Source organism: Nocardioides sp. LHD-245 (genome assembly GCF_030929495.1).
Taxonomy (GTDB): Bacteria; Actinomycetota; Actinomycetes; order Propionibacteriales; family Nocardioidaceae; genus Nocardioides.
The window spans coordinates 212251-232918 of record NZ_JAVFWN010000012.1; the positions used below are offsets into that span (position 1 = coordinate 212251).

The 20668-nt window shown below is 73.7% G+C and carries 24 protein-coding genes and 1 tRNA gene; 15 read left to right on the forward strand and 10 right to left on the reverse strand.

Going from position 1 to position 20668, the window contains the following annotated elements; translation table 11 throughout:
* From galE to RB608_RS18815, 6 genes are all read left to right on the forward strand, one after another.
* Entirely contained in the window at positions 1-1008 is a 1008-nt protein-coding gene (gene galE / locus RB608_RS18790; protein ID WP_308089575.1) for a UDP-glucose 4-epimerase GalE, read from the forward strand.
* Positions 1005-2153 (forward strand): GNAT family N-acetyltransferase, encoded by a 1149-nt coding sequence (locus RB608_RS18795; protein ID WP_308089576.1) that lies wholly within the window; start codon positions 1005-1007, stop codon positions 2151-2153. Before galE ends, RB608_RS18795 begins: the two co-directional genes overlap by 4 nt.
* On the forward strand, positions 2150-3613 hold the full coding sequence (locus RB608_RS18800; RefSeq protein WP_308089577.1) for an oligosaccharide flippase family protein: 1464 nt from the start codon (positions 2150-2152) through the stop codon (positions 3611-3613). Before RB608_RS18795 ends, RB608_RS18800 begins: the two co-directional genes overlap by 4 nt.
* Positions 3610-4134 carry an ACT domain-containing protein gene (locus RB608_RS18805; RefSeq protein WP_308089578.1) on the forward strand — a complete coding sequence of 175 codons (525 nt, stop codon included), beginning with the start codon at positions 3610-3612 and terminating at the stop codon, positions 4132-4134. The genes RB608_RS18800 and RB608_RS18805 overlap by 4 nt, the downstream gene beginning before the upstream one ends.
* Complete coding sequence (locus tag RB608_RS18810; RefSeq protein WP_308089579.1) at positions 4131-4697, forward strand: peptide deformylase; 567 nt, start codon at positions 4131-4133, stop codon at positions 4695-4697. Before RB608_RS18805 ends, RB608_RS18810 begins: the two co-directional genes overlap by 4 nt.
* A 15-nt stretch (positions 4698-4712) precedes the next feature.
* Positions 4713-4789, forward strand: a tRNA-Leu gene (locus tag RB608_RS18815).
* Here the strand turns inward: RB608_RS18815 and RB608_RS18820 are convergent.
* Positions 4756-6189 carry an MFS transporter gene (locus tag RB608_RS18820; RefSeq protein WP_308089580.1) on the reverse strand — a complete coding sequence of 478 codons (1434 nt, stop codon included), beginning with the start codon at positions 6187-6189 and terminating at the stop codon, positions 4756-4758. The two genes, RB608_RS18815 and RB608_RS18820, sit on opposite strands and share 34 nt — an antisense overlap.
* 25 nt (positions 6190-6214) lie before the next feature.
* Between RB608_RS18820 and RB608_RS18825 the strand changes: the two genes are divergently transcribed.
* Together RB608_RS18825 and RB608_RS18830 are read left to right on the forward strand one after the other, a co-directional pair.
* Positions 6215-6754 carry a CGNR zinc finger domain-containing protein gene (locus RB608_RS18825; protein ID WP_308089581.1) on the forward strand — a complete coding sequence of 180 codons (540 nt, stop codon included), beginning with the start codon at positions 6215-6217 and terminating at the stop codon, positions 6752-6754.
* A 102-nt stretch (positions 6755-6856) separates the two neighbouring features.
* Entirely contained in the window at positions 6857-7186 is a 330-nt protein-coding gene (locus RB608_RS18830) for a helix-turn-helix transcriptional regulator (protein WP_308089582.1), read from the forward strand.
* On the opposite strand, the gene RB608_RS18835 is transcribed toward RB608_RS18830, so the two are convergent.
* Entirely contained in the window at positions 7187-7798 is a 612-nt protein-coding gene (locus tag RB608_RS18835) for an ATP-dependent Clp protease proteolytic subunit (RefSeq protein WP_308089583.1), read from the reverse strand. It lies immediately after the preceding gene.
* On the reverse strand, positions 7795-8409 hold the full coding sequence (locus RB608_RS18840; RefSeq protein WP_308089584.1) for an ATP-dependent Clp protease proteolytic subunit: 615 nt from the start codon (positions 8407-8409) through the stop codon (positions 7795-7797). The genes RB608_RS18835 and RB608_RS18840 overlap by 4 nt, the downstream gene beginning before the upstream one ends.
* Before the next feature lie 124 nt (positions 8410-8533).
* Between RB608_RS18840 and RB608_RS18845 the strand changes: the two genes are divergently transcribed.
* The 3 genes from RB608_RS18845 to RB608_RS18855 all read left to right on the forward strand — a co-directional run bounded on the left by RB608_RS18845 (position 8534) and on the right by RB608_RS18855 (position 11743).
* Positions 8534-9217, forward strand: a complete 684-nt coding sequence (locus tag RB608_RS18845; RefSeq protein WP_308089585.1) for a methyltransferase domain-containing protein — start codon at positions 8534-8536, stop codon at positions 9215-9217.
* A gap of 74 nt (positions 9218-9291) precedes the next feature.
* Positions 9292-10779, forward strand: coding sequence for a cellulase family glycosylhydrolase (locus RB608_RS18850; protein ID WP_308089586.1), 1488 nt, complete (start codon positions 9292-9294; stop codon positions 10777-10779).
* A 124-nt stretch (positions 10780-10903) separates the two neighbouring features.
* Positions 10904-11743, forward strand: coding sequence for a Bax inhibitor-1/YccA family protein (locus RB608_RS18855; protein WP_308089587.1), 840 nt, complete (start codon positions 10904-10906; stop codon positions 11741-11743).
* Positions 11744-11882: 139 nt separating this feature from the next.
* On the opposite strand, the gene RB608_RS18860 is transcribed toward RB608_RS18855, so the two are convergent.
* Both RB608_RS18860 and RB608_RS18865 read right to left on the reverse strand, forming a co-directional pair.
* Positions 11883-12083: a hypothetical protein gene (locus RB608_RS18860; RefSeq protein ID WP_308089588.1), complete on the reverse strand. Its 201-nt coding sequence runs from the start codon at positions 12081-12083 to the stop codon at positions 11883-11885.
* 459 nt (positions 12084-12542) lie between these two features.
* Complete coding sequence (locus RB608_RS18865) at positions 12543-13571, reverse strand: SGNH/GDSL hydrolase family protein (protein WP_392391018.1); 1029 nt, start codon at positions 13569-13571, stop codon at positions 12543-12545.
* A 28-nt stretch (positions 13572-13599) separates the two neighbouring features.
* On the opposite strand from RB608_RS18865, the gene RB608_RS18870 reads away from it, so the two are divergent.
* Positions 13600-14985: a cystathionine beta-synthase gene (locus RB608_RS18870; protein ID WP_308089590.1), complete on the forward strand. Its 1386-nt coding sequence runs from the start codon at positions 13600-13602 to the stop codon at positions 14983-14985.
* Complete coding sequence (locus RB608_RS18875; protein WP_308089591.1) at positions 14978-15478, forward strand: GNAT family N-acetyltransferase; 501 nt, start codon at positions 14978-14980, stop codon at positions 15476-15478. Before RB608_RS18870 ends, RB608_RS18875 begins: the two co-directional genes overlap by 8 nt.
* Here the strand turns inward: RB608_RS18875 and RB608_RS18880 are convergent.
* A complete protein-coding gene (locus tag RB608_RS18880) occupies positions 15436-16410 on the reverse strand; it encodes a GNAT family N-acetyltransferase (protein WP_308089592.1) in 975 nt (324 codons plus the stop codon). The two genes, RB608_RS18875 and RB608_RS18880, sit on opposite strands and share 43 nt — an antisense overlap.
* 105 nt (positions 16411-16515) lie before the next feature.
* On the opposite strand from RB608_RS18880, the gene fdxA reads away from it, so the two are divergent.
* Together fdxA and dapC are read left to right on the forward strand one after the other, a co-directional pair.
* Positions 16516-16842, forward strand: coding sequence for a ferredoxin (fdxA, locus tag RB608_RS18885; protein WP_308089593.1), 327 nt, complete (start codon positions 16516-16518; stop codon positions 16840-16842).
* Positions 16843-16857: 15 nt separating this feature from the next.
* The gene (gene dapC / locus RB608_RS18890; RefSeq protein ID WP_308089620.1) at positions 16858-17982 is read left to right on the forward strand and encodes a succinyldiaminopimelate transaminase; all 1125 of its coding nucleotides are present in this window, start codon (positions 16858-16860) and stop codon (positions 17980-17982) included.
* 48 nt (positions 17983-18030) lie between these two features.
* On the opposite strand, the gene RB608_RS18895 is transcribed toward dapC, so the two are convergent.
* From RB608_RS18895 to dapD, 4 genes are all read right to left on the reverse strand, one after another.
* On the reverse strand, positions 18031-18408 hold the full coding sequence (locus RB608_RS18895) for a hypothetical protein (protein WP_308089594.1): 378 nt from the start codon (positions 18406-18408) through the stop codon (positions 18031-18033).
* Positions 18405-18656 carry a hypothetical protein gene (locus RB608_RS18900; protein ID WP_308089595.1) on the reverse strand — a complete coding sequence of 84 codons (252 nt, stop codon included), beginning with the start codon at positions 18654-18656 and terminating at the stop codon, positions 18405-18407. The genes RB608_RS18895 and RB608_RS18900 overlap by 4 nt, the downstream gene beginning before the upstream one ends.
* 71 nt (positions 18657-18727) lie before the next feature.
* Positions 18728-19687: a hypothetical protein gene (locus RB608_RS18905; RefSeq protein WP_308089596.1), complete on the reverse strand. Its 960-nt coding sequence runs from the start codon at positions 19685-19687 to the stop codon at positions 18728-18730.
* A 37-nt stretch (positions 19688-19724) separates the two neighbouring features.
* Positions 19725-20663, reverse strand: coding sequence for a 2,3,4,5-tetrahydropyridine-2,6-dicarboxylate N-succinyltransferase (gene dapD, locus RB608_RS18910; RefSeq protein WP_308089597.1), 939 nt, complete (start codon positions 20661-20663; stop codon positions 19725-19727).
* Positions 20664-20668: the final 5 nt, after the last annotated feature.

Here is a 20668-nt window from a genome sequence, read left to right on the forward strand (position 1 = left end):
ATGCAGGGGGATGCGGACGTCCTGGTCACCGGCGGCGCCGGCTACATCGGCAGCACCGTCGTCTCCGCGCTGCTCGACGCCGGGCACCGGCCGGTCGTGCTCGACGACCTGTCGGCCGGGCCGCGCGCGTTCCTGCGCGGCCGCGCGGCGTACGTCGGCGACATCGCCGACCGCGTCCTGCTCCGTCGGGTCCTGCGCGAGAACCCGGGCGTGACGACGGTCGTGCACTGCGCCGCCCGGGTGGTGGTCCCCGAGTCGGTGCGCGAGCCGGCGGCGTACTACCGCACGAACGTCGCGGGCACCCTCGAGCTCGCCGAGACACTGCTGGCCGGCGGCGTGACCCGGCTCGTGTTCAGCGGCTCGGCGGCGATCTACGCGCCCGGCCCGGACCTGGGCGTCGACGAGTCGTCGCCGTGGGACCCGTGCAGCCCGTACGCGCGGACCAAGGCGGTCGCCGAGACCGTCCTGGCCGACCTGGCCGCGGCCACCGAGCTGCGCGTCCTCTCGCTGCGGTACTTCAACCCGGTCGGGGCCGACCCGTTGCTGCGGACCGGCCCGCACCGGCCGGACCCGAGCCATGTCCTCGGGCGGCTCCTGGACGCACACCGGACCGGGCGTCCCTTCCTGCTCACGGGGACCGACTACCCGACGGTCGACGGCACCGGCGTGCGCGACTACGTCCACGTCTGGGACCTCGCCCGGGCGCACGTCGCCGCGCTGCGCCACTTCGACCGTGCCCTCGGCGACGTACCCCACGCGGCGGTCGACCTCGGCACCGGCAGCGGTACGACGGTGCGCCAGCTGGTCGCGACCTTCGAGCGCGTCACCGGGCGGCCGCTGCCGCTGGTCGAGGCGCCCCGCCGCGACGGCGACACCGTCGGCGCGTTCACCCGCAGCACGAAGGCGCGGCGGCTGCTCGGCTGGCGCCCCGAGCGGACCCTGGCGCACGGCATCGAGGACGCCCGGGCCTGGGCCCGCGGCCAGCACCCGGATCGAGAGGCATCATGACCGCGACCCCGACCACCCCGACGAGCCCGACGAGCCCGACGAGCCCGACGAGCCCGACGAGCCCGACGACCCCGGGAACGGCGGTGCGGGCCGAGGCCGGCGCGTCCGCGGTCGCCCGGCTGGAACGCCTCTCGGGCTGGATCGACGAGCGCAGCACGGAGTTCTGCACCTCCGCCGGCTGGCTGCGGGCCGCGGCCCGGCACCTGCCCGGCACCCCGGTGGTGATCACCGTCGGCCCGGTCGACGCGCCGGTGGCACTGGCCGCCCTGTCCGCGTCCCGGCGCCGCGGTGTACGTCGGGTCCAGCTGCTGGGCGGCGACCTCAACGACTACGGCCGGCTCTTCCACGACGGCGAGACGGCCGCGACGGACCTCGCCGACGCCGTCGTCCGGTGGCTGAGGTCGCATCGCTCCTGGTCGATCGACCTCGACCAGCTCGACCCCGACGACCCGGCCGTGCGGGCGCTCGGGGCGCGACTGCCCGGCTGCCGGACCGAGACCGGTCCGCCGATGCCGCGGATCGAGGGTGTGGGCGGCAGCTTCCGGATCAGCCGCAACCGCAGGCGCAGCATGCGCCGGGCGACGGCCCGCCTCGACGCGGACGGCCGGGCCTGGCGGACGGTCGCGGCGACCGAGCCCGGCGACGTCGCCCGCTGGCTGCCCGTCCTGGCGGAGGTGCGTCGCCGCCGCGACCACGCCGCCGGCCGCCGCAGCCACCTCGACGACCCGCGGCTGCGCTCCTTCCACGAGACCGTCCTGCTCGACGCGGCCGCCCGGGGCCGGGTCGTCGTCGACGTGCTGGTCGTCGACGACGACGTCGCCGGCTACGCCGTGACGATGGTCGACGGGGACACCTACCGCCTGTTCGACGGGCGGGTCGCGGAGGAGTGGCAGCGCTACCAGGGCGGCATCGTGTGCGACATGCTCGCCGTGGTGCGGGCCGCGGAGGCACCCGGCGTCACGACCTTCGACTGGCTGCGCGGGCGGACCGAGGCCAAGTTCGGCGACCACGAGACCCGGCGGGTGGGCCTGCGCGCCGCGTCCGGCGCGGTCGTCACGACCGTCGACGCCTGGGCGGACGCGGCGCGGAGCGGGGCGCGCCGTGTCGTGCCGGCGTCGCTCGTGCGCGCCCTCGTCGCGCGATGACGCAGGTCGCGGAGCAGGCCGACACACTGCGGCGTACCGGCGCGACCGTGCTCGCCCTCGGCGCCTCGGAGCTCCTCGGGAAGGTCGCCACCTTCCTCACGGTGCTGGTGATGGCGCGGCTGCTCGGCGTGGCCGACTTCGGCCTGCTCTCCTTCGGGCTCAGTCTCGGCCTGCTGCTGTCGGTGCTCCCGGGGCTGGGGCTGGACGCGCGCGTGATCCAGCTCGGCAGCGCGCGGCCCGAGCTCCTGGACCGGTGCTACGGCGCCCTGGTCGCGATCCGGGTCGTGGTGTCGGGCGTGGTGCTCACGCTGACCGGGGTCGTCCTGTTCGCCACGATGACGCCCCACCAGGCGGTGGTCGTCGCGCTGCTGGTCGCGAGCTGCCTGCTCGACACGGTCACCGACGCGTCGCGAGCGGCCTGCGCCGCCCGCCGGCGTCAGCAGCTGTCGGCCCTCGTGCTGGTCCTCCAGCGGTTCTCGGTGCTCGTGCTGTGCGCCGGGATGCTGCTCGCGACACGGAGTGCGGTCGACGGAGCGGTCGGCTACCTCCTCGGCACCGCCATCGGCGTGCTCGGCATGCAGGTCGCGGCGCACCGGGCCGGGGCCCGGCCCCGGGTCCGCGGCAGTGGGGCCGAGGCCCGCCTGGTGCTGCGGGCCGCGCCCGTCACGGGTCTCGGCGACATCGCGGCGATGGGCGTCTTCCGGATCGACGCCGCGCTGATCGGCGTCCTGCTCGGCACCACCGCCGTCGGCATCTACGGTGCCGGCTACCGGGTCTTCGAGTCGATCCTCTTCGTGAGCTGGACCCTCTCGCGGGCCTTCGTCCCGCTCATCGCGAGCCGGCCGGACGACCGCCGGCACGTCGGGGAGTGGGCCGAGCGTGGCCTGGTCCTGGCCTGTGCGGTCTACCTGCCGTACGGCGTGGTTATCGCGCTGCGGGGCGACGACCTGGTCGCCCTCCTCTTCGGCGAGCAGTACGTCCATCCCGGGGTGCTGCTCGGCCTCGCCGCCGCGCCGCTCCTGTTCGGCGTGACCCATGTGTGTGCCTCCGTACTGCTCGCGCTGCGGCCCGACCCGGTCGTCCTGGTCGCGGGCGTGCTCGCCCTGGCGGTGAACGTCGCCATGAACCTCCTCCTCGTCCCGCGCTGGGGCATCACCGCCGCGGCCGTGGCCACCACGACCGCCTTCCTCGTGGAGTCGGTCGTCCTCGGGATCGCGCTGTCCCGGATCACCGGCCGGTTCTGCCGGCTGCGCCCGCTCGCCGCTCTCGTCCCGGGAGCGCTCGTCGCCGGGATCGTGGTCGAGCTGGTCGACCCCGTCGCACTCGCCGTGCCCGCCGGCGCGGTCGCCTTCCTGGCGGTGTGGGCCGCCGCCGCCCGGGTGGTCGACCCCGTGCTCTTCGGGAACGTCATGGCATTCCTGCGCAACCGGCCCCGTGGGGCTGGGAGGATGGGTGTGTGAGCACCGATCTGTACGCCGTCACCGTCCTCGGCCACGACCGTCCCGGCATCATCGCCGCCACCACGGCCGGCCTCGCGGAGCTCGGGCTCAACATCGAGGACTCCACCATGACCCTGCTGCGCGGGCACTTCGCGATGATGCTGCTGTGTCGCGGCGGGTCCGACGCCGCCGCGATCGAGCGGGCGCTCGCCCCGCTCGCGGTCGGTGGCGACCTGGACGTGGCCGTCCGCCCGGTCGCCTCCGGGCCCGCCCCGGCGGCGGGAGGCAGTGCCTGGGTGCTCACCGTCCACGGCGGCGACCGGTCCGGCATCGTCTCCGCGGTCGTCGCCGAGGTCGCCGCCGCCGGGGGCAATATCACCGACCTCACCACCCGTCTCGCGGGCGACCTCTACCTACTCGTCGCCGAGCTCGACCTGCCGGTGGACGCCGACGTCGCCGCGGTCGAGAGTGCCATCCGGGCCGCGGCCGAGCGGGTCGGCGTCACTGCCACCCTGCGCCCGGCCGAGGCCGACGAGCTGTGAGCCCCGCAGCGGGCAGCGAGCGGGTCGCGGCCTGGTCCGAGACGGAGCTCGGTGTGGAGGGCCGCGTCCTCGACGTCGTCCGCGCCCCCGCGGGCGTGCTCTCGGCCCGCGGCGACGACGTCGACCCGACCTCCGCCGACATCGTCCAGCTCGCCGCCGACCTGGTCGCCACCATGCGGGTCAGCCCGGGCTGCGTCGGCCTGGCCGCCAACCAGGTCGGAGTCGGCGTCCGCGTCTTCTGCGTCGACGTCACCGAGCACCCCAAGACCCGCACCCGGCACGGCACCTTCGTGCTCTGCAACGCCGTGGTCGTCGCGTCCAGCCGCAACGAGCGGGCCCGCGAGGGCTGCATGAGCGTCCCCGACCTGACCGGTGACGTGAAGCGCGCGTCCCGGCTGACCGTCCGCGGCCGGCTGCCCGGCACCGGCGAGGAGGTCGAGTTCAGCACCGACGCCTTCGAGGCCCGGGCCCTGCAGCACGAGATCGACCACACCGACGGCCTCCTCTTCCTCGACCGGGTCGCCGGCGCCCACGCGATCTACCCGCGCCAGACCTACTTATAGGGATCCACCCGTTCCGCCCCCGTATCCCAACTGGCAGAGGACGCCGCCTTAAAAGCGGCTAGGTGTGGGTTCGAGTCCCACCGGGGGCACCATCCTGGTCCCGCAGCAGCGCGAGGACCGTCCCGCCCGCGAGGGTGGCGACCACGGCGCAGGCCCCGAGCGCCCGGGCCGTCGCGGCGGCACCGGGATGCACGGTGAGGCTGCTGCAGACCGCGACACCGACCGCGAGGCCGAGCTGCCGCACGGCGTTCACCGCGCTCGTCGCGGCGCCCGCCGCGCGCGGAGGTGCGGTTGTGAGCGTGAGCATCGGCAATGCGGGCGAGATCACCCCCGCCGCGAGGCCGGACAGGACGAGGAAGGGGAGCAGGCCGATCCCGCCGAGGCCGAACACGATGCAGGCGCCGCTGGCGGCGGCCACCCCGATCGTCAGGGTCGTCGCGCCGAGCGTCCACGACGGTCGGGTGTGGCGGAGCCGGGGGCTGAGCAGTCCCGACGCGGCGATGAACGCGACGAGCTGCACGACGAGCAGCATCGAGACGGCGAACGCGCCGAGACCGGAGGAGACCTGCAGCCAGGTGGCGACGCCGGGGAGTGCCCCGAAGGTCGCGAAGTAGTAGGCGAACGAGGTGATGAGCACGGCCACGAACGGGCGCGACCGCAGGAGCCCCGGCGGGAGCACCGCATGCGCGCGGCGGCGCTCGACGGCGACCAAACCGGCGAGCGCGAAGGTCGCGATGCCGACGGACCCGAGCACTCGAGGGTCGCGCGCCGCGCTGTCCCCGAGCCGGGCGATGGCGTAGGCGAGGCTCGTGACGGCGGTCGTCGCCAGCGCCAGGCCGGCCCAGTCGACCCGCGCGGAGGCGCCCGACCTCCGTCCGCGGTCGGCTCCGGGCAGCCGGAGCCCGCGGATCAGGAGCAGGGACAGGACACAGAACGGGAGCGAGACGAGGAAGAGCCAACGCCAGCCCAGGAGTTCCGTGAGGACGCCGCCGGCGACCGTGCCGACAGCCGAGGAGGCCCCGGCGACAGCGCCCCAGATCGCGAACGCACGTGCCCGCCGGCCGGCCTCGGGATAGGCCGTGCCGATGAGCGCCGGGATGGAGCCGAGCATCAGCGCGCCCGCGACCCCCTGCGCGCCGCGGCCGGCGATCAGCCAGCCCGCATCCGGTGCGAGCCCGGCGAGGAGCGTCGCTCCGGTGAACGCGGTCACGCCGACGACGTACACGCGCCGCGTGCCGAAGGCATCGCCGATGGAACCGGCGCCGAGGAGGAGGCCGGCCAGTGCGACCGAGTAGCTGTTGACGACCCACTGCTGGGCGCCCGGTCCCGCGTCGAGGTCGGCACCGATCGCCGGGAGGGCGACCGTCAGGACGGCGGCGTAGACCATCAGCAGGAAGGTGCCGAGGCAGCAGGCGACCAACGGCCGCCAGCCGGCGGTCCCGGGTGTCGCGCACGTCGTGGAGGCGGGGGGCGTCGTGGTCGGCGCGGTCATGGGACCACCGTGCTGTAATGCTCTTGTGCGGGTAAACCCTTACGTTCCGGAGCTGCTCGGCGTCGTCGTCTCCCTCGTGAACGACCGTCCCACCGACCTGGTCGCCCTGGAGGAGCGGTGGCGCTCCTACGGGATGCCGGTCGACAACCCGCCGGCGCCGCGCGATGTCGAGCTGGTGCGGGCGTTCCTGGAGGCCTGGGAGGCGCTGGTCGACGAGAGCGGCGAGCCCGGCCGCGTCGCGCTGCTCAACGGGCTGCTGCTCCGCTTCTCCAGCGCCCCGCTCGTGACCGACCACGACGGCAGCGGCTGGCACCTCCACTACCGCCCCGACGACGCGAGCCTCGGCGAGACCCTCGCCGCCTCGGTCAGCGTCGCGACCGCTGAGCACCTCACTCGCAACGGGATGCACCGGATCGGGCGGTGCGCGCTGGCGGACTGCCGACGCGCCTTCGCCGATCTCAGCCGTCCCGGCCGCCAGCGCTACTGCTCGCATCCGTGCGCCAACCGGGACGCGGTACGCCGCCATCGCCGCTCCCGGGGCGCGTCCGTCCCGGGAGCGCGCTGACCTCGGTGCTGACTCCGCGCCGACCCCGGTGTCGGCTTCTGCTGAGAGCAGAACTCCGCACGGAGGCCCGGATCGGCCCGGGTGATCGACCTACGATGAGGCATGGCCGAGGAGCAGAGGGATGCCGAGCCGCTGTGGCGGGACCTGGTGGGACGACGGCTGCGCGACCTGCGTCGGGAGCGCGGCGAGACCCTGACCGAGACGGCCGGACGGGCCGGCATCTCGCCGCAGTACCTCTCGGAGATCGAGCGGGGCGTGAAGGAGCCGAGCAGCGAGATGATCGCGGCCGTCCTCGGCGCCCTCGGCACGACCCTGCTCGAGCTCACGACGTCCGTCGCCATCGATCTGCGCCCGGTTCCGGTCGCCGTCCCGCTCCGGGCTTCGGCCGCGGTGTCGGCGCACGCGGTGTCGGCGTACGCGCTGGCCGCCTGATCAGCCCCCGGCCACGAAGGCGGGGCCGCGGGCCTCGATCACGTGGTCGATCAGGCCGTACTCCTGCGCGGCCGATGCGGTGAAGACCCGGTCGTGGTCGGTGTCCGCCCGCAAGGTGGCGGTGTCCTGACCCGTGTGCCGCGACAGGATCCGCTCGATGTCGGCGCGCACCCGGACGACCTCGTCGGCCTGCAGGATCAGGTCGGGGATCGCGCCCCTGCCCTGGACCGCCGGCTGGTGCAGGACGACTCGGGCGTGGGGGAGTGCCGCCCGCTTGCCCGCCGCCCCGGCGGCCAGCAGCACCGCGCCGACCGCGATCGCCTGGCCGACACAGGTCGTCGCGACCTCGGGCCGGATGAACTGCATCGTGTCGTGCACCGCCAGCATCGCGCTCGGGTCGCCGCCCTCGCAGTTGATGTAGAGGTGGATGTCGCGGTCGGGGTTGTCGGCCTCGAGGTGCAGCAGCTGCGCGACCAGTGCGTTCGCGACGCCCGCGTCGATCGCCGTGCCGAGATAGACCACCCGCTCGGTGAGCAGGTGGGAGTAGACGTCCATGATCCGCTCGCCGCGCGGGTGCTGGGCGATCACGTTGGGGACCAGGTAGGAGCTCATCGGGCCACCCCCAGGCCCAGCGGTGCGCGTCGAGGCGGCGCCAGCACGTCGTACGACGCCACGATCTCGTCGACGAAGCCGTACTCCAGCGCCTGAGGGGCGGAGTACCACCGGTCGTGCAGCGAGTCCTCGAAGATCCGTGCCAGCGGCTGTCCGGTGTCCTCGGCGATGAGGCCGAGCACGGTGTCGCGGGTGTGCCGCAGGTCCTGCGCCTGCAGCTCGATGTCGACCGCGGTGCCCGCGATGCCGGCGGACCCCTGGTGCATGAGCACCCGTGCGTGGGGGAGGGCCCGCCGCTTGCCGCGGGTGCCGGACGACAGCAGGAACTGGCCGGCGCTGCACGCGATGCCGAGGGCGAGGGTCGCGACGTCGCACGGCACCAGCCGCATCACGTCGCGGATCGCGAGCATCGCCGGCACCGAGCCGCCGGGGGAGTGGATCCACAGTGCCACGTCGGCATTCGGGTCGTCGGCCGCGAGGGCCACCAGTTGGGTGGTCAGCAGTACTCCGTTGTCGTCGTCCAGGGCTCCGTCGAGGACGAGCACGCGTTGCTGGAGCAGCTCGCGTCGGGCCCGGTCGTCGAACATGCGGGGTCGGTTGTCGTCGCTCATGGCCCCACTGTCGGCGGCGCGGGCGTCACGGACCAGGCGGATCCGCCGACGGCAGCGCCTCGCTGCCGACGGCAGCGCCGGACCGCCTTGACTTCACGTCCACCTGAAGCGGGACAGTGGTGACATGCACCGACACCACCACGATCACGACGACTCCCTCGAGGCGCTGCGCGACGCGCTGACCGCCGGCTTCTGGGACGAGAGGTACGGCGGCAGCGATCGTGTCTGGAGCGGCCGGCCCAACCAGCGCCTGGTCGAGCAGACCGCCGACCTGACGCCCGGCACCGCCCTCGACGTGGCCTGCGGCGAGGGCGGCGACGCGGTGTGGCTGGCCAAGCAGGGCTGGCAGGTCACCGCCGTCGACGTGTCCCAGGTGGCACTGGCCAAGGTCGCCGCGCACGCCGAGGACGAGGGGGTCGGCGACCGGATCCGGATCGGCTTCTACGACGCCCTCGCCGACCCGCGCCCGGTCGGCCGGCGCACCTTCGACCTGGTGACCGTCAGCTTCCTCCACGTGCCGCAGTCCGACTTCGCCGCTATCTACCGCGGCATCGCGGACGCCGTCGCGCCGGGCGGTCGCCTCCTCGTCACCGCCCACCATCCCGACGACGTCGCCACCGGCGCCCGGCACGACCACGGCCCGGGCCTCATGTTCGAGCCCGACCGTGTCCTCGAGACGCTCGGTGCCGGCCCGTCGGGCAGCGACTGGGAGGTCGAGGTCGCCGATACCCCGGTCCGCGAGCAGGTCACGCCGGACGGGCCGCTGCTCGTGCGCGACACCGTGGTCCGAGTGCGCCGCGCGGAGTGACCCGAGTCACCTTCCGCGGCCGTTCTCGTTGACGGTGTGTGCGCCGTAGAACACGTTCCATCGCCCTGCTGGCCGTGACCGCGCTGGTGGCCGGCGCCCTCGGTGCCGCGCCCCCGGCTGTGCCGGCGGGCGCGGCTGCGGCGGCGCCATCGGTGCGGGCCGCCCCGGGGCCCACCGGACCGGACCAGCCGCCCCCGCAGCTGCGGCGGCAGGGACGCTGGCTGGTCGACGAGCGGGGCCGGGTCGTGATCGTCCACGGCTTCAACCTGGTCTGGAAGCTCGATCCCTACGTCCCGCCGGACACCGCCGAGGGCTTCACCGTGGCCGACGCGCGGTGGCTGGAGCGCTACGGCTTCAACGGCGCCCGTCTCGGCACCCTGTGGGCCGGCATCACCCCGGACGCCCCCGGCGTCGGCGACCCGGCGTACCGCGCCGGCTGGCAGCGCGTCATGGACCTGCTGGCCGAGCGGGGGATCTGGATGCAGCTCGACATGCACCAGGACCAGTGGCACGAGACGTACGGCGGCGAGGGGGTGCCGGACTGGGCGCTGCGGCGGCCGCCGCTGCTCGGCCTGCTGCCGCCGGTCAACCTGCCCTTCCCGATGGGCTACTGGACGCCGGAGAACTCGGCCGTCTTCGACCAGTTCTGGGCCGGCCGGCACGGCGGCCTCGACGGCTGGGCACGGGCCTGGCAGGTCGCGGCCGAGTGGTGGAAGGACCAGCCGCACCTGATGGGCTACGACCTGATCAACGAGCCGTGGATGGGACTGGAGTGGCTGACCTGCTTCACCAACGGCTGCCCCGGCTCCTACCGACGCGAGCTGCAGCCAGCCTACGAGAAGGTCACCCGGGCGATCCGCGAGGTCGACCCGGCCAATGTCGTGTGGTGGGAGCCGCAGCAGCTGGCCGCCGGGCGCCCGGTGCCGACGTACCTGCAGCCGATGGCGGGGGAGGACCAGCTCGGCTACTCCTGGCACAACTACTGCCAGGACGTCTTCCTGGAGTCGCAGGGTCTGCCGTTCGGCAAGGTCGAGAACTGCTGGCGGTTCAGCCGGGAGCGGACGGCGACCGCGCTCGCCCAGGCCGACACGATGCGGGCCGCGCCGATGATGAGCGAGTGGGGTGCGACCGACAACCTGCGCGCGATCGAGATCGACGCCGCGGTCGCCGACGAGAACCTGATGGGCTGGAGCCACTGGGCCTACAAGCGGTGGCAGGACCCCACGACCGCCGACGACGCGCAGGGGATGTTCCGCGACGACACCGACTTCGGGTCGGTCAAGGAGGCCAAGCTGCGCCGCCTCGTCCGCACCTACGCCCAGGCCACGGCCGGCACGCCGCTGGCGATGGCCTTCGACGTCGGCACCGGCGACTTCTCCTACCGGTACCGCTCCAACGCCGTCGACGCCCCGACCGAGATCTTCGTCAGCCCGCTGCACTACCCCGGCGGGTACGACGTCACGGTGACCGGCGGGCGGTGGACGCCGGGCGCCGGCGGACGGATCGAGGTGCGGCCCGACGTACCCGGTCAGGAGGTGTCGGTCCGGATCTCAGGGCGCTGAGATCGCCCGTTGGGGAACCTTTGGCAACGACCGGGCGTTGCACCAGCAACGAGACACCTAGACTGTAGGTGGAAGGGCGTCCACCGTGGCCGCCCGGCAGACTCGCAAGCCTGCGGAGGAGACCATGCAGAGCAACAACCCGGTGTTCCGGCGCTCCGAGGAGTTCAACCGGTCCGGAGCCGCTGCCTACCAGGGCTTCGGTGAGCCGCAGTACGGCGGCTACCAGCAGCCCGGCTACCCCGCCCCCGAGGCGCCGACCGGCGCCCGCCAGGGCCGGATGACCATCGACTCGGTCGTCCAGTCGACCGCGATCACCCTCGCCGTGGTGTTCGTGACCGCGGCGGCGACCTGGTTCCTCACGCCCGCCATCGAGGGCGCCGACGTCGCCGAGGACCTGGCGCCGCTCTACGCCGCGTCCGCCATCGGCGGCATCCTGGCCTTCGTCCTGTCCCTGGTGAACTCGTTCAAGCGCCAGATCAGCCCGGCGCTCGTGCTCGCCTTCGCCGCCGCCGAGGGTGTCGCCCTCGGTGCGATCAGCAAGACGTTCGACGCCTTCATCGGCGACACGATCGTGCTGCAGGCCGTCCTCGGCACCATGGCCGCGTTCGCCGGCACGCTGGCGGCGTACAAGTTCTTCGACATCAAGGTCGGCAACAAGTTCCGGACCATGGTCACCGCCGCCATGTTCGGCATGGTCGGTCTCGGCTTCCTCGAGATCATCCTCAGCCTCTTCAGCGCCGACCTCGGCCTGTTCGGCTTCGGCCCGCTGGGCCTGCTGTTCGCCGTCGCCGGCCTCGTGCTCGGTGTGTTCATGCTGGTGATGGACTTCGACTTCGTCGAGCAGGGCGTCCGCAACGGCATCCCGGAGCGGGAGTCGTGGCGCGCGTCGTTCGCGATGACCGTCAGCCTGGTCTGGATCTACACCAACCTGCTGCGCATCCTCGCGATCCTGCAGCAGGACTGACCTTCCGGTCCCACGACGGCCCCGGCCCACTTCGGTGGGTCGGGGCCGGCGTGTTTTTCGGTTCAACTACCGAATTCGTCGCCCCCGAGCGGTCTGAGCGACAATTCCGGTCGTTGAACCGCGCGCGCCGCGACCGACCTCACGCCACCTGCCGCCGCAGCCAGATCCGCCGGTCCTCGTCGCCGAGGGCGCGCCGTCGGTCTACGGTCGACGTGTCGAGCCACCACCAGGGCTGGTCGAGGGTCCACTCCGGGTTCGGGCGCCGCCGACCCGCTCGTCGGTACGCCGTCGCCAGCCTGCCGTCGAACGAGCGCATGTCGCGCAGGTCCGCCGACAGCATGGTCACCACCTCGAGCCCGAGGCCCCGGCACAGCTCCTCCACCTCGAGGTCGAGGCGGCGTACCCGCGTCCGATCGTGCCTGCTGCCAGTGCAGGGCCGCCCAACCCGTGGCTGCCGAGCCTTCCGGCGCTCCGGCGACCGCCTCGACGATGCGTTGGACCTCGCTGTCCGGCACCTCCGAGGGCACGAACAGCCCCGGCCCGCTCGTACGGCGCCAGCGGGGTCCTCGCGCCTGCCCCGCCGTCGGCCCGGTCCGGCCCGACGGATCGGCGCGTACCGGGACCACGATGTCGCTGCGGTCGATCTCCAGATCCATCCGCCCAGCATCGGCGAATCCGGGGACCCGCCGGGGGCTCCTCCACAGGCTGCTCCCGGAGGTGCGGTTCACCTACCGAATTCGTCGTGAACCGCCGCTGGGGACGACAAATTCGGTAGTTGAACCGGAGACCCGGACCAGCCTCAGGCGGGATCCGGAGCGGTCTCGTGCTCCTCGGGCGCCTCGCCGGGGACGTGCTTGCGGCCGCGGCGGTGCCGCAGCTCCACCCACAGCCCGCGGACACCGGCCCGGCGGCCGCCGACCTCGGTGCCGCCCAGCTCGGTGCCGGGCTCGTTGACGGCCTGGACGGCCGCGCGGGTCACGGGCAGGACGCCCTCGCCGCGGTATGCCTCGAGGCCGGCCTCGTCGGGCGCGTGCTCGAGCGCGGCGAGCACCGACGGGACGAGGACCCCGGCCAGCGCCTTGTAGCCCTCGGCGGACGGGTGGAACTGGTCGGGGCCGAACAGCAGCGCGGGCGCCGCGGCGAACTCGGGTCCGAGGATGTCGCCGAGCGAGACGGTCCGTCCGCCCTCCTCGACCACCGCGATGGTCTGCGCCGCGGCGAGCCGGCGCGACCAGGCGCGCGCGACCTGGCGCAGCGGCGGGGCGATCGGCTGGATGGTGCCGAGGTCGGGGCAGGTGCCGACGACGACGGTCGCGCCCGCGCCGATCAGCCGGCGGACTCCGTCGGACAGCGAGCGCACCGAGTGGGAGGGCCGCACGGTGTGGGTGACGTCGTTGCCGCCGATCAGGATGACCGCCGCGTCGGGCTCGATCGGCAGGGCCCGGTCGACCTGGGCGGCGAGGTCCGAGGACTTCGCGCCGACGACGCAGAACTCGCGCAGGTAGACCCGCCGGTCGGCGTGCTCGGCGACGGCGGAGGCGATCAGCGCGCCGGGTGTGTCCTCCACGCGCTCCACGCCGTAGCCGGCCGCGCTGGAGTCGCCGAGCAGGGCGATCCGGATGGCCGGGCCGGGGCGGCCCCGGCCGTACCAGCCGGTCGCGTCGGGCGGGGGCTCGTCACGGGCGGGGCCGATCGTCTTGCGAGCGATCCGCGCCTCCGCGGAGAGCACGCCGTAGAGACCCGCGCCGAGCGCGGAGAGCCCGCCCCCGCCGTACAGCGCGGCGGCGGCGAGCTTGCGGGCTGCGGACGCCTTGCTCACGCGAGCCATGCTACGGAGACCCCGATACGGTGGGGCCATGGAGTACGTGGAGTCCCTGCTGCAGCTGATCGGCAACACCCCGCTGGTCCGGCTCAACCGTTCCCTCGACCTTCCGGACGGCGGACCGCTGGTGCTGGCCAAGGTCGAGTACCTCAACCCCGGCGGTTCGGTGAAGGACCGGATCGCCACGCGCATGATCGAGGCCGCCGAGGCGTCCGGCGCCCTGCAGCCCGGCGGCACGATCGTCGAGCCGACGTCCGGCAACACCGGCGTCGGGCTGGCGATGGTGGCCCAGCAGAAGGGCTACAAGTGCGTCTTCGTGTGCCCCGACAAGGTCAGTGAGGACAAGCGCAACGTCCTCAAGGCGTACGGCGCCGAGGTGGTCGTCTGCCCGACGGCCGTCGCGCCCGCGCACCCCGACTCCTACTACAACGTCTCCGACCGGCTGGCGAGCCAGCCCGGGGCGTGGAAGCCCGACCAGTACTCCAACCCGCACAACCCGCGCTCCCACTACGAGGAGACCGGCCCCGAGCTGTGGCGCCAGACGGAGGGGCGGATCACCCACTTCGTCGCGGGCGTCGGCACCGGCGGCACCATCTCCGGCATCGGTCGCTACCTCAAGGAGCAGGACGAGGCCGTCCAGGTCATCGGCGCCGACCCGGCCGGCTCGGTCTACTCCGGCGGCACCGGCCGCCCCTACCTCGTCGAGGGCGTCGGCGAGGACTTCTGGCCCGAGACCTACGACCGCGGCGTGGCCGACCGGATCATCGAGGTCTCCGACGCCGACTCGTTCGCCTTCACCCGCCGCCTGGCCCGCGAGGAGCAGATGCTCGTCGGCGGCTCGTCCGGCATGGCCGCGTACGCCGCGCGCCAGCTCGCCCAGGAGCTCGCCGCCGAAGGCAAGAACGACGCCGTGATCGTCGTCCTGCTGCCCGACTCGGGCCGCGGCTACCTCAGCAAGGTCTTCAACGACGACTGGCTCGCGCAGTACGGCTTCAGCACCGGCCAGCCGCGCCCGGCCCAGACCGTCGGCGAGGTGCTGCGCGGCAAGTCCCGCGGCCTGCCGGCGCTCGTGCACACCCACCCCAACGAGACCATCGCCGAGGCGGTCCAGATCCTCCAGGAGTACGGCGTCTCGCAGATGCCCGTCGTCCGCGCGGAGCCCCCGATCGTGGCCGCCGAGGTCGCGGGCTCGGTCTCGGAGCGGGCCCTGCTCGACGCGCTGTTCACCGGCAAGGCCAAGCTCACCGACTCGGTCGAGCAGCACATGTCGACGGCCCTGCCGACCATCGGCTCGACCGAGGACGCCACCGCCGCCGTGCCGCTGCTGGAGTCGGCCGACGCGGTGCTGGTGCACGAGGACGGCAAGCCGGTGGGCGTGCTGACCCGGCACGACCTGCTCAACTTCCTCGCCCGTGGCTGAGGCCGGGCCCGACCTCCCGGCCGGCGTCCGTCCCGCGACGCCGGAGGACGTCCCCGACGTCCTTCGGCTGATCCGGGAGCTCGCCGCCTACGAGCGCGAGCCCGACGCCGTCGTGACGACCGAGGACGACCTCCACCGCTGGGTCTTCGGCGAGGACCCGGTCGCCCGGGTCCTGGTCGCCGAGTCCGGCGCGGGCGCGGTGGTCGGGATGGCGCTGTGGTTCCGCACGTACTCCACGTGGACCGGCGTGCCGGGCATCTACCTCGAGGACCTGTACGTCGAGCCGGGGTCGCGCGGCAGCGGACTGGGCAGGGCGCTGCTGACCGCGCTGGCCCGGATCGCGGTCGACCGCGGGTACCGCCGGGTCGAGTGGGCCGTGCTCGACTGGAACACCCCGTCGATCGAGTTCTACGAGGCGCTGGGCGCCCGTCCGATGGAGGAGTGGACGACCTACCGGTTGACCGGCCAGGCGCTCGCGGAGCTCGGGGCGTAGTAGCGGCAGGTGTGGTGGGTCACGAACCCCAGCGCCTCCCAGAACGCCCGCCCGTCGGGGTTGTCGGTCTCGACGTGCAGCCATGCGGTCATCGCCCCCTGCTCGGCCGCCCAGTCGAGCAGCGCGAGCACGACCGTGGTGGCCAGGCCGCGCCGGCGGTGGGCCGGGTCGACGGTGAGGCCGTGCAGGCCGACCCAGTCGCCGTCGACGCCCGCCCGCGCCTCGGCCAGCGGGTCGCACCCGGCGCCGGCCGACGCCACGGCACGGGCGCCGGTGACGGTGAGCTCGACATCGGCCGTCGCCCCGGTCCGCGCCCCGGCCTCCGTCAGCGAGCGCCGCAGGCGCGCCACCGACGCGAGCAGGAGCTCGGACTCGCCGTACGACAGGCGCTGCCAGCCCGCGGCCGCGAAGGACTCCTCGAGGGCCGAGCCGGCCTCCACCTGGGCGAGTGGGTCGCGGCCGCGCCCGGCGTAGAACGCCTCGACGGCGGCCAGCGCCTCGGGGAACGGCCGGCCGGGGTCGCCCATCGCCAGACAGGAGTTGGCGCGCTTGAGCAGCCGGCCCGTCGGCTCCCGCTCCGAGCGCAGCTCCCACGCGCCGAGCGGCTCGCGGTCCACCGTGGCCCACAGGCCGCCCGTGCGGGCCTCGGCGTCGCGGGCGCTCACCCGCAGCCGGGGTGCGGGACGCGGCGGGACGGGCTTGCCGGAGACGATGTCGGCCAGCGCGATCCGGACCGGCTCACCCGACGCGGGCTGGACGACGCAGGTGCCCTCGGCCCAGGACAGGCAGACGCCGAGCACGTCGGTGAGGGCGGGCCCGCCGGACGGCCCGGTCCTGCCCCGCAGGAGCCGGCGGACCACGACCCGCTGCCCGACGACATGGGGTCCCAGCAGATGTCGTCCCAGATCGGGGGGTCTTTGCGCGTCAGGCACGATGGGGATACTAGGCTGAGCCCCGACACGAAACCCCTTCATATCGGGGTGCCGTCGTGTCGTCCCGCAGTCGTTGTAGTGGACGTCCTGGTCCAGGAGGAATCGATGACCTACATCATCTCGCAGCCGTGCGTCGACCTGAAGGACCGCGCGTGCGTCGACGAGTGTCCGGTCGACTGCATCTACGAGGGCAAGCGGATGCTCTACATCCACCCCGACGAGTGCGTCGACTGCGGTGCCTGTGAGCCGGTCTGCCCGGTCGAGGCGATCTTCTACGAGGACGACGTCCCGGAGGAGTGGAAGGACTACTACGACGCCAACGTGAAGTTCTTCGACGACCTCGGCTCGCCCGGCGGCGCCGCCAAGATGGGCGAGATCGACAAGGACGCCGAGTTCGTCGCCGCGCTCGAGCCGCAGAACACGGATCACTGAGGCGATGAGGGCCCACTGAGCACCCCGGTCTCCCAGCGTCTGCCGGACTTCCCCTGGGACAAGCTGCCCCAGTACGCCGAGCGGGCCCGTGCGCACGCCGGCGGGATCGTCGACCTCTCGATCGGCACCCCGGTCGACCCGACGCCCGAGGTCGCCCGCGCGGCGCTGACGCGGGCAGCGGACGCGCCGGGCTACCCCGTGACCATCGGCACCCCCGAGGTGCGGCAGGCCGTCGTCGACTGGCTGGCCGGCACCCACGGCGTGACCGGACTCGGCCTCGACCAGGTGCTGCCGCTGATCGGCTCCAAGGAGTTCATCGCCTCGCTGCCGACGTACCTCGGCCTCGGCCCCGGTGACCTGATCGGCTACCCGGCCCTCGCCTACCCGACCTACGAGGTCGGCGCGGCGCTGGTCGGCGCGCGCGCCGTCGCCACCGACGCGCTGACCACCTTCGGCCCCGAGACGCCGAAGCTGCTGTGGGTCAACTCTCCCTCGAACCCGTCGGGCCGGGTGCTCCCCAAGGAGCACCTCAAGAAGGTCGTCGACTGGTGCCGGGAGCGCGGCGTGCTGCTCGTCTCCGACGAGTGCTATCTCGACTGCGTGTGGGAGGGGGAGGCCTACTCCGTCCTGCATCCCGACGTCTCGGGTGGCTCGGCCGAGGGCATCCTCGTCGTCCACTCGCTCTCGAAGCGCTCCAACCTCGCCGGCTACCGCTGCGCCTTCGTCGCCGGCGACCGCGCCGTCATCGCCGAGCTGCTCGCGGTCCGCAAGAACATGGGCCTGATGATGCCCGCGCCGCAGCAGCACGCGATGGCCGCCGTCCTCGGCGACGAGGCACACGTCCGGGAGCAGCACGAGCGCTACCGCGCCCGTCGTACGGCGCTGCGGACGGCGCTCGAGGCCGCGGGCTACACCGTCGAGCACTCCGAGGCGTCCCTCTACCTGTGGACCACCAAGGGCACCGCCGGCGAGGGCGGCCCGGACTGCTGGCAGCTGGTCGCCGATCTCGCCGAGCAGGGGATCCTGGTCGCGCCGGGCGCGTTCTACGGCGCCGCCGGCTCCCACCACGTCCGGATCGCGCTGACCGCGACCGACGAGCGGATCGCCGCCGCGGTGGAGCGGTTGTCCGCCGACCGCTGATCCTCGTCGTCTCGGGCCGGGCGCGGCACTAGCCGCGGCGGTAGCCGGCTACACGCGGCTGATCGTCGCGGTCCGTCCGAGGACCGACAGCAGGCGGTCGAGGTCGGTGGGATCGCTGGTCAGCACGACATCGTCGTCGTCGCAGAGCGTGGCCACGTGGGCATCGACGACGTCGCTCGTGCCGGTACCGGCGAGGAGGCGCCCGATCCGGCGTGACGACCCGGCGTCGATCGGCCGCTCCTCGATGCCGCGCAGGGTGGTCGCCAGGACCGCCTGCCGGGCTCCGTTGCGCCAGGTCTGGGCGACCGCGCCGCTGCTGGTCCGCACCGGCACGCCCTCCTCCTGCGCGGTGCGGATCGCGGCGAGCACGTCCCGGTTGCGCCAGTCGACGGCGAGCAGCGCCCCCGTGTCCAGGACCAGGCTCATGTCGAGGGCTCTTCGGTCCAGCGCGCGGGCTTCTGCCGGAAGAGCGCCCGGGCCTTGGCCAGCTCCTCCTCGGTGAACGCGCCGTACTCGGCCTCGTAGTCGTCGAGGGCCTTGCCCAGCAACTGGTTGCGCAGCTTCATCTCGGCGGCGCGCGACATCCAGGCGCTCACCGACTCCCCGGCGCTCGCGGCCGCTTCGCGGATGGCGCTGCCGGTGTCGTCGTCGACGTTGATGGTGATCCGGGTCACGTCACCCAGCCTAGACGCATACAACCGTATGCGCAACGCGGATCCGTGAGCCCGTGGACAGCCCACGCCGGTCAGCGGAACACGTCGACGTGCACGTGGTCGCGGTGCTCGAGGATCTTGCGGTCGCCGGCGCGGTCCGGCGGGTCGTAGTCGCGCCAGCCCTCACGGCCGGCGGTCCAGATCCGGTCGTCGAAGATCACGGTGCGGATGTCCAGGCGGGCGGCGTTGGCGACCGCCCAGTGGGCCATCGCCCAGCCCTTCGCGGTGTTGGGCTCGGTGATCGGCCGGACGAACACGTCGATCGCGCGCCCGTCGTAGTGGGCCGAGCCCTCCATGTGGCCGGTGGAGACGCCGTCCGGCTCGAAGCCGCCGAGCTGCAGGCGGCCGAACCGGGTGAGCAGCTCCGTGCGGACCGCGTCCGCCCGCGGGGTGAGGCCGCTCGCGACCAGCTCGACGTCGGCCGACGGGGCCCCGCCGGCGAGGTCGCAGCTGAAGGTCGCGGGGGAGTGGCCGGTCAGCGCGGAGGCGAGGGCGCGGCCGTCGGCCTCGTGGTCGGCGTACGCGTCCGGGAAGGCCGAGCGCTGCACGGCCTGCGCCGCGACGGTGATCTCCATGGACTCGTAGCCGTCGACCTCGACCAGCGCGTCGAAGAAGGCGTTGGCGGCATAGACGGGGTCGAGGACCTGGGCGGGCGTGCCCCAGCCCTGCGAGGGCCGCTGCTGGAAGAGCCCCAGCGAGTCGCGGTCGCCGTAGTCGATGTTGACCAGCTTCGACTCCTGGTACGCCGTCGCCAGGGCGATCGAGGTCGCCCGGGCCGGCAGCCCGCGCCGTACGGCGATCGCGGCGATCAGCGCCGCGTTCTCGGCCTGTGCGCCGCTGACCTCGACGGTGTGGTCCCCGACGGTCACGGTGCAGTCGCCGTCGGGCCCGCCGGTCAGCCGGTCGGTCGCCCGGAGCGCGCCGATGCCGACGGCGGCGACGGTCGCCAGGACCGCCAGGCCGATGACGACCGCCCAGGCAGGGTTCTTCACGGCACCCAGTGTGCGTGGGGGCTGGTGACCCGCCGGGTCAGTTGGCGTGCAGCGCGGCGTTGAGGGCGATGCCCTCGCCCTGCCACGGAACGGCCTCGATCGCGCCGGACACCGAGTTGCGGCGGAAGAGCACGTTGCCGGCCCCGGAGAGCTCGCCCGCCTTCACGACCCGGGTGTCCTTGCCGGGCTCGAGCACGGTGACCTTGGTGCCCGCCGTGACGTAGCAGCCGGCCTCGACCACGCAGTCGTCGCCGAGCGAGATGCCGATGCCGGCGTTGGCGCCGAGCAGGCAGCGCCGCCCGACCGAGATGACCTGCTTGCCGCCACCCGACAGGGTGCCCATGATCGAGGCGCCGCCGCCGATGTCGGAGCCGTCGCCGACGACGACGCCCGCCGAGATCCGGCCTTCGACCATCGAGGTGCCGAGCGTGCCCGCGTTGAAGTTCACGAAGCCCTCGTGCATGACGGTGGTGCCGGCGGCGAGGTGCGCGCCGAGGCGGACCCGGTCGGCGTCGGCGATCCGGACACCCGCCGGGATCACGTAGTCGACCAGGCGCGGGAACTTGTCGACGCCGTACACCGTGACGTGCTGGCCGGCGGCCTGCAGTCGCGCGCGGGTGAGCTCGAAGCCCTCGACGGCGCACGGGCCCGCGGAGGTCCACACGACGTTGGTCAGCAGGCCGAAGATGCCGTCGAGGTTCTGCCCGTGGGGCTGGACCAGCCGTGACGAGAGCAGGTGCAGGCGCAGCCACACGTCGACGGTGTCGGCGGGCGCGGCCGCCAGGTCGGCGATCTCGACCAGGTTGACCCTGCGGGTGACGCCGCGCGCCTCGTCGGCGCCCTCGAGCGCAACCAGCTCGGCGGGAGCCTGGGCGTCGGCGGGCCTCTCGCCCAGCGCGGGGGCGGGGAACCAGGTGTCGAGAACGGTCTGGTCGGCGGCGTAGGTCGTCAGGCCGAAGCCCCAAGCGGCAGTCACGTGAG

Coding starts and splice junctions, on each gene's coding strand:
- RB608_RS18795 (WP_308089576.1), top strand. CDS start 1,005: ATGACCGCGACCCCGACCACCCCGACGAGCCCGACGAGCCCGACGAGC.
- RB608_RS18830 (WP_308089582.1), top strand. CDS start 6,857: ATGGCCGAGGAGCAGAGGGATGCCGAGCCGCTGTGGCGGGACCTGGTG.
- RB608_RS18800 (WP_308089577.1), top strand. CDS start 2,150: ATGACGCAGGTCGCGGAGCAGGCCGACACACTGCGGCGTACCGGCGCG.
- RB608_RS18840 (WP_308089584.1), bottom strand. CDS start 8,409: ATGAGCGACGACAACCGACCCCGCATGTTCGACGACCGGGCCCGACGC.
- RB608_RS18895 (WP_308089594.1), bottom strand. CDS start 18,408: ATGAGCCTGGTCCTGGACACGGGGGCGCTGCTCGCCGTCGACTGGCGC.
- RB608_RS18865 (WP_392391018.1), bottom strand. CDS start 13,571: ATGGCTCGCGTGAGCAAGGCGTCCGCAGCCCGCAAGCTCGCCGCCGCC.
- fdxA (WP_308089593.1), top strand. CDS start 16,516: ATGACCTACATCATCTCGCAGCCGTGCGTCGACCTGAAGGACCGCGCG.
- RB608_RS18835 (WP_308089583.1), bottom strand. CDS start 7,798: ATGAGCTCCTACCTGGTCCCCAACGTGATCGCCCAGCACCCGCGCGGC.
- RB608_RS18870 (WP_308089590.1), top strand. CDS start 13,600: ATGGAGTACGTGGAGTCCCTGCTGCAGCTGATCGGCAACACCCCGCTG.
- RB608_RS18860 (WP_308089588.1), bottom strand. CDS start 12,083: ATGCTGTCGGCGGACCTGCGCGACATGCGCTCGTTCGACGGCAGGCTG.
- galE (WP_308089575.1), top strand. CDS start 1: ATGCAGGGGGATGCGGACGTCCTGGTCACCGGCGGCGCCGGCTACATC.
- RB608_RS18855 (WP_308089587.1), top strand. CDS start 10,904: ATGCAGAGCAACAACCCGGTGTTCCGGCGCTCCGAGGAGTTCAACCGG.
- RB608_RS18820 (WP_308089580.1), bottom strand. CDS start 6,189: ATGACCGCGCCGACCACGACGCCCCCCGCCTCCACGACGTGCGCGACA.
- RB608_RS18845 (WP_308089585.1), top strand. CDS start 8,534: ATGCACCGACACCACCACGATCACGACGACTCCCTCGAGGCGCTGCGC.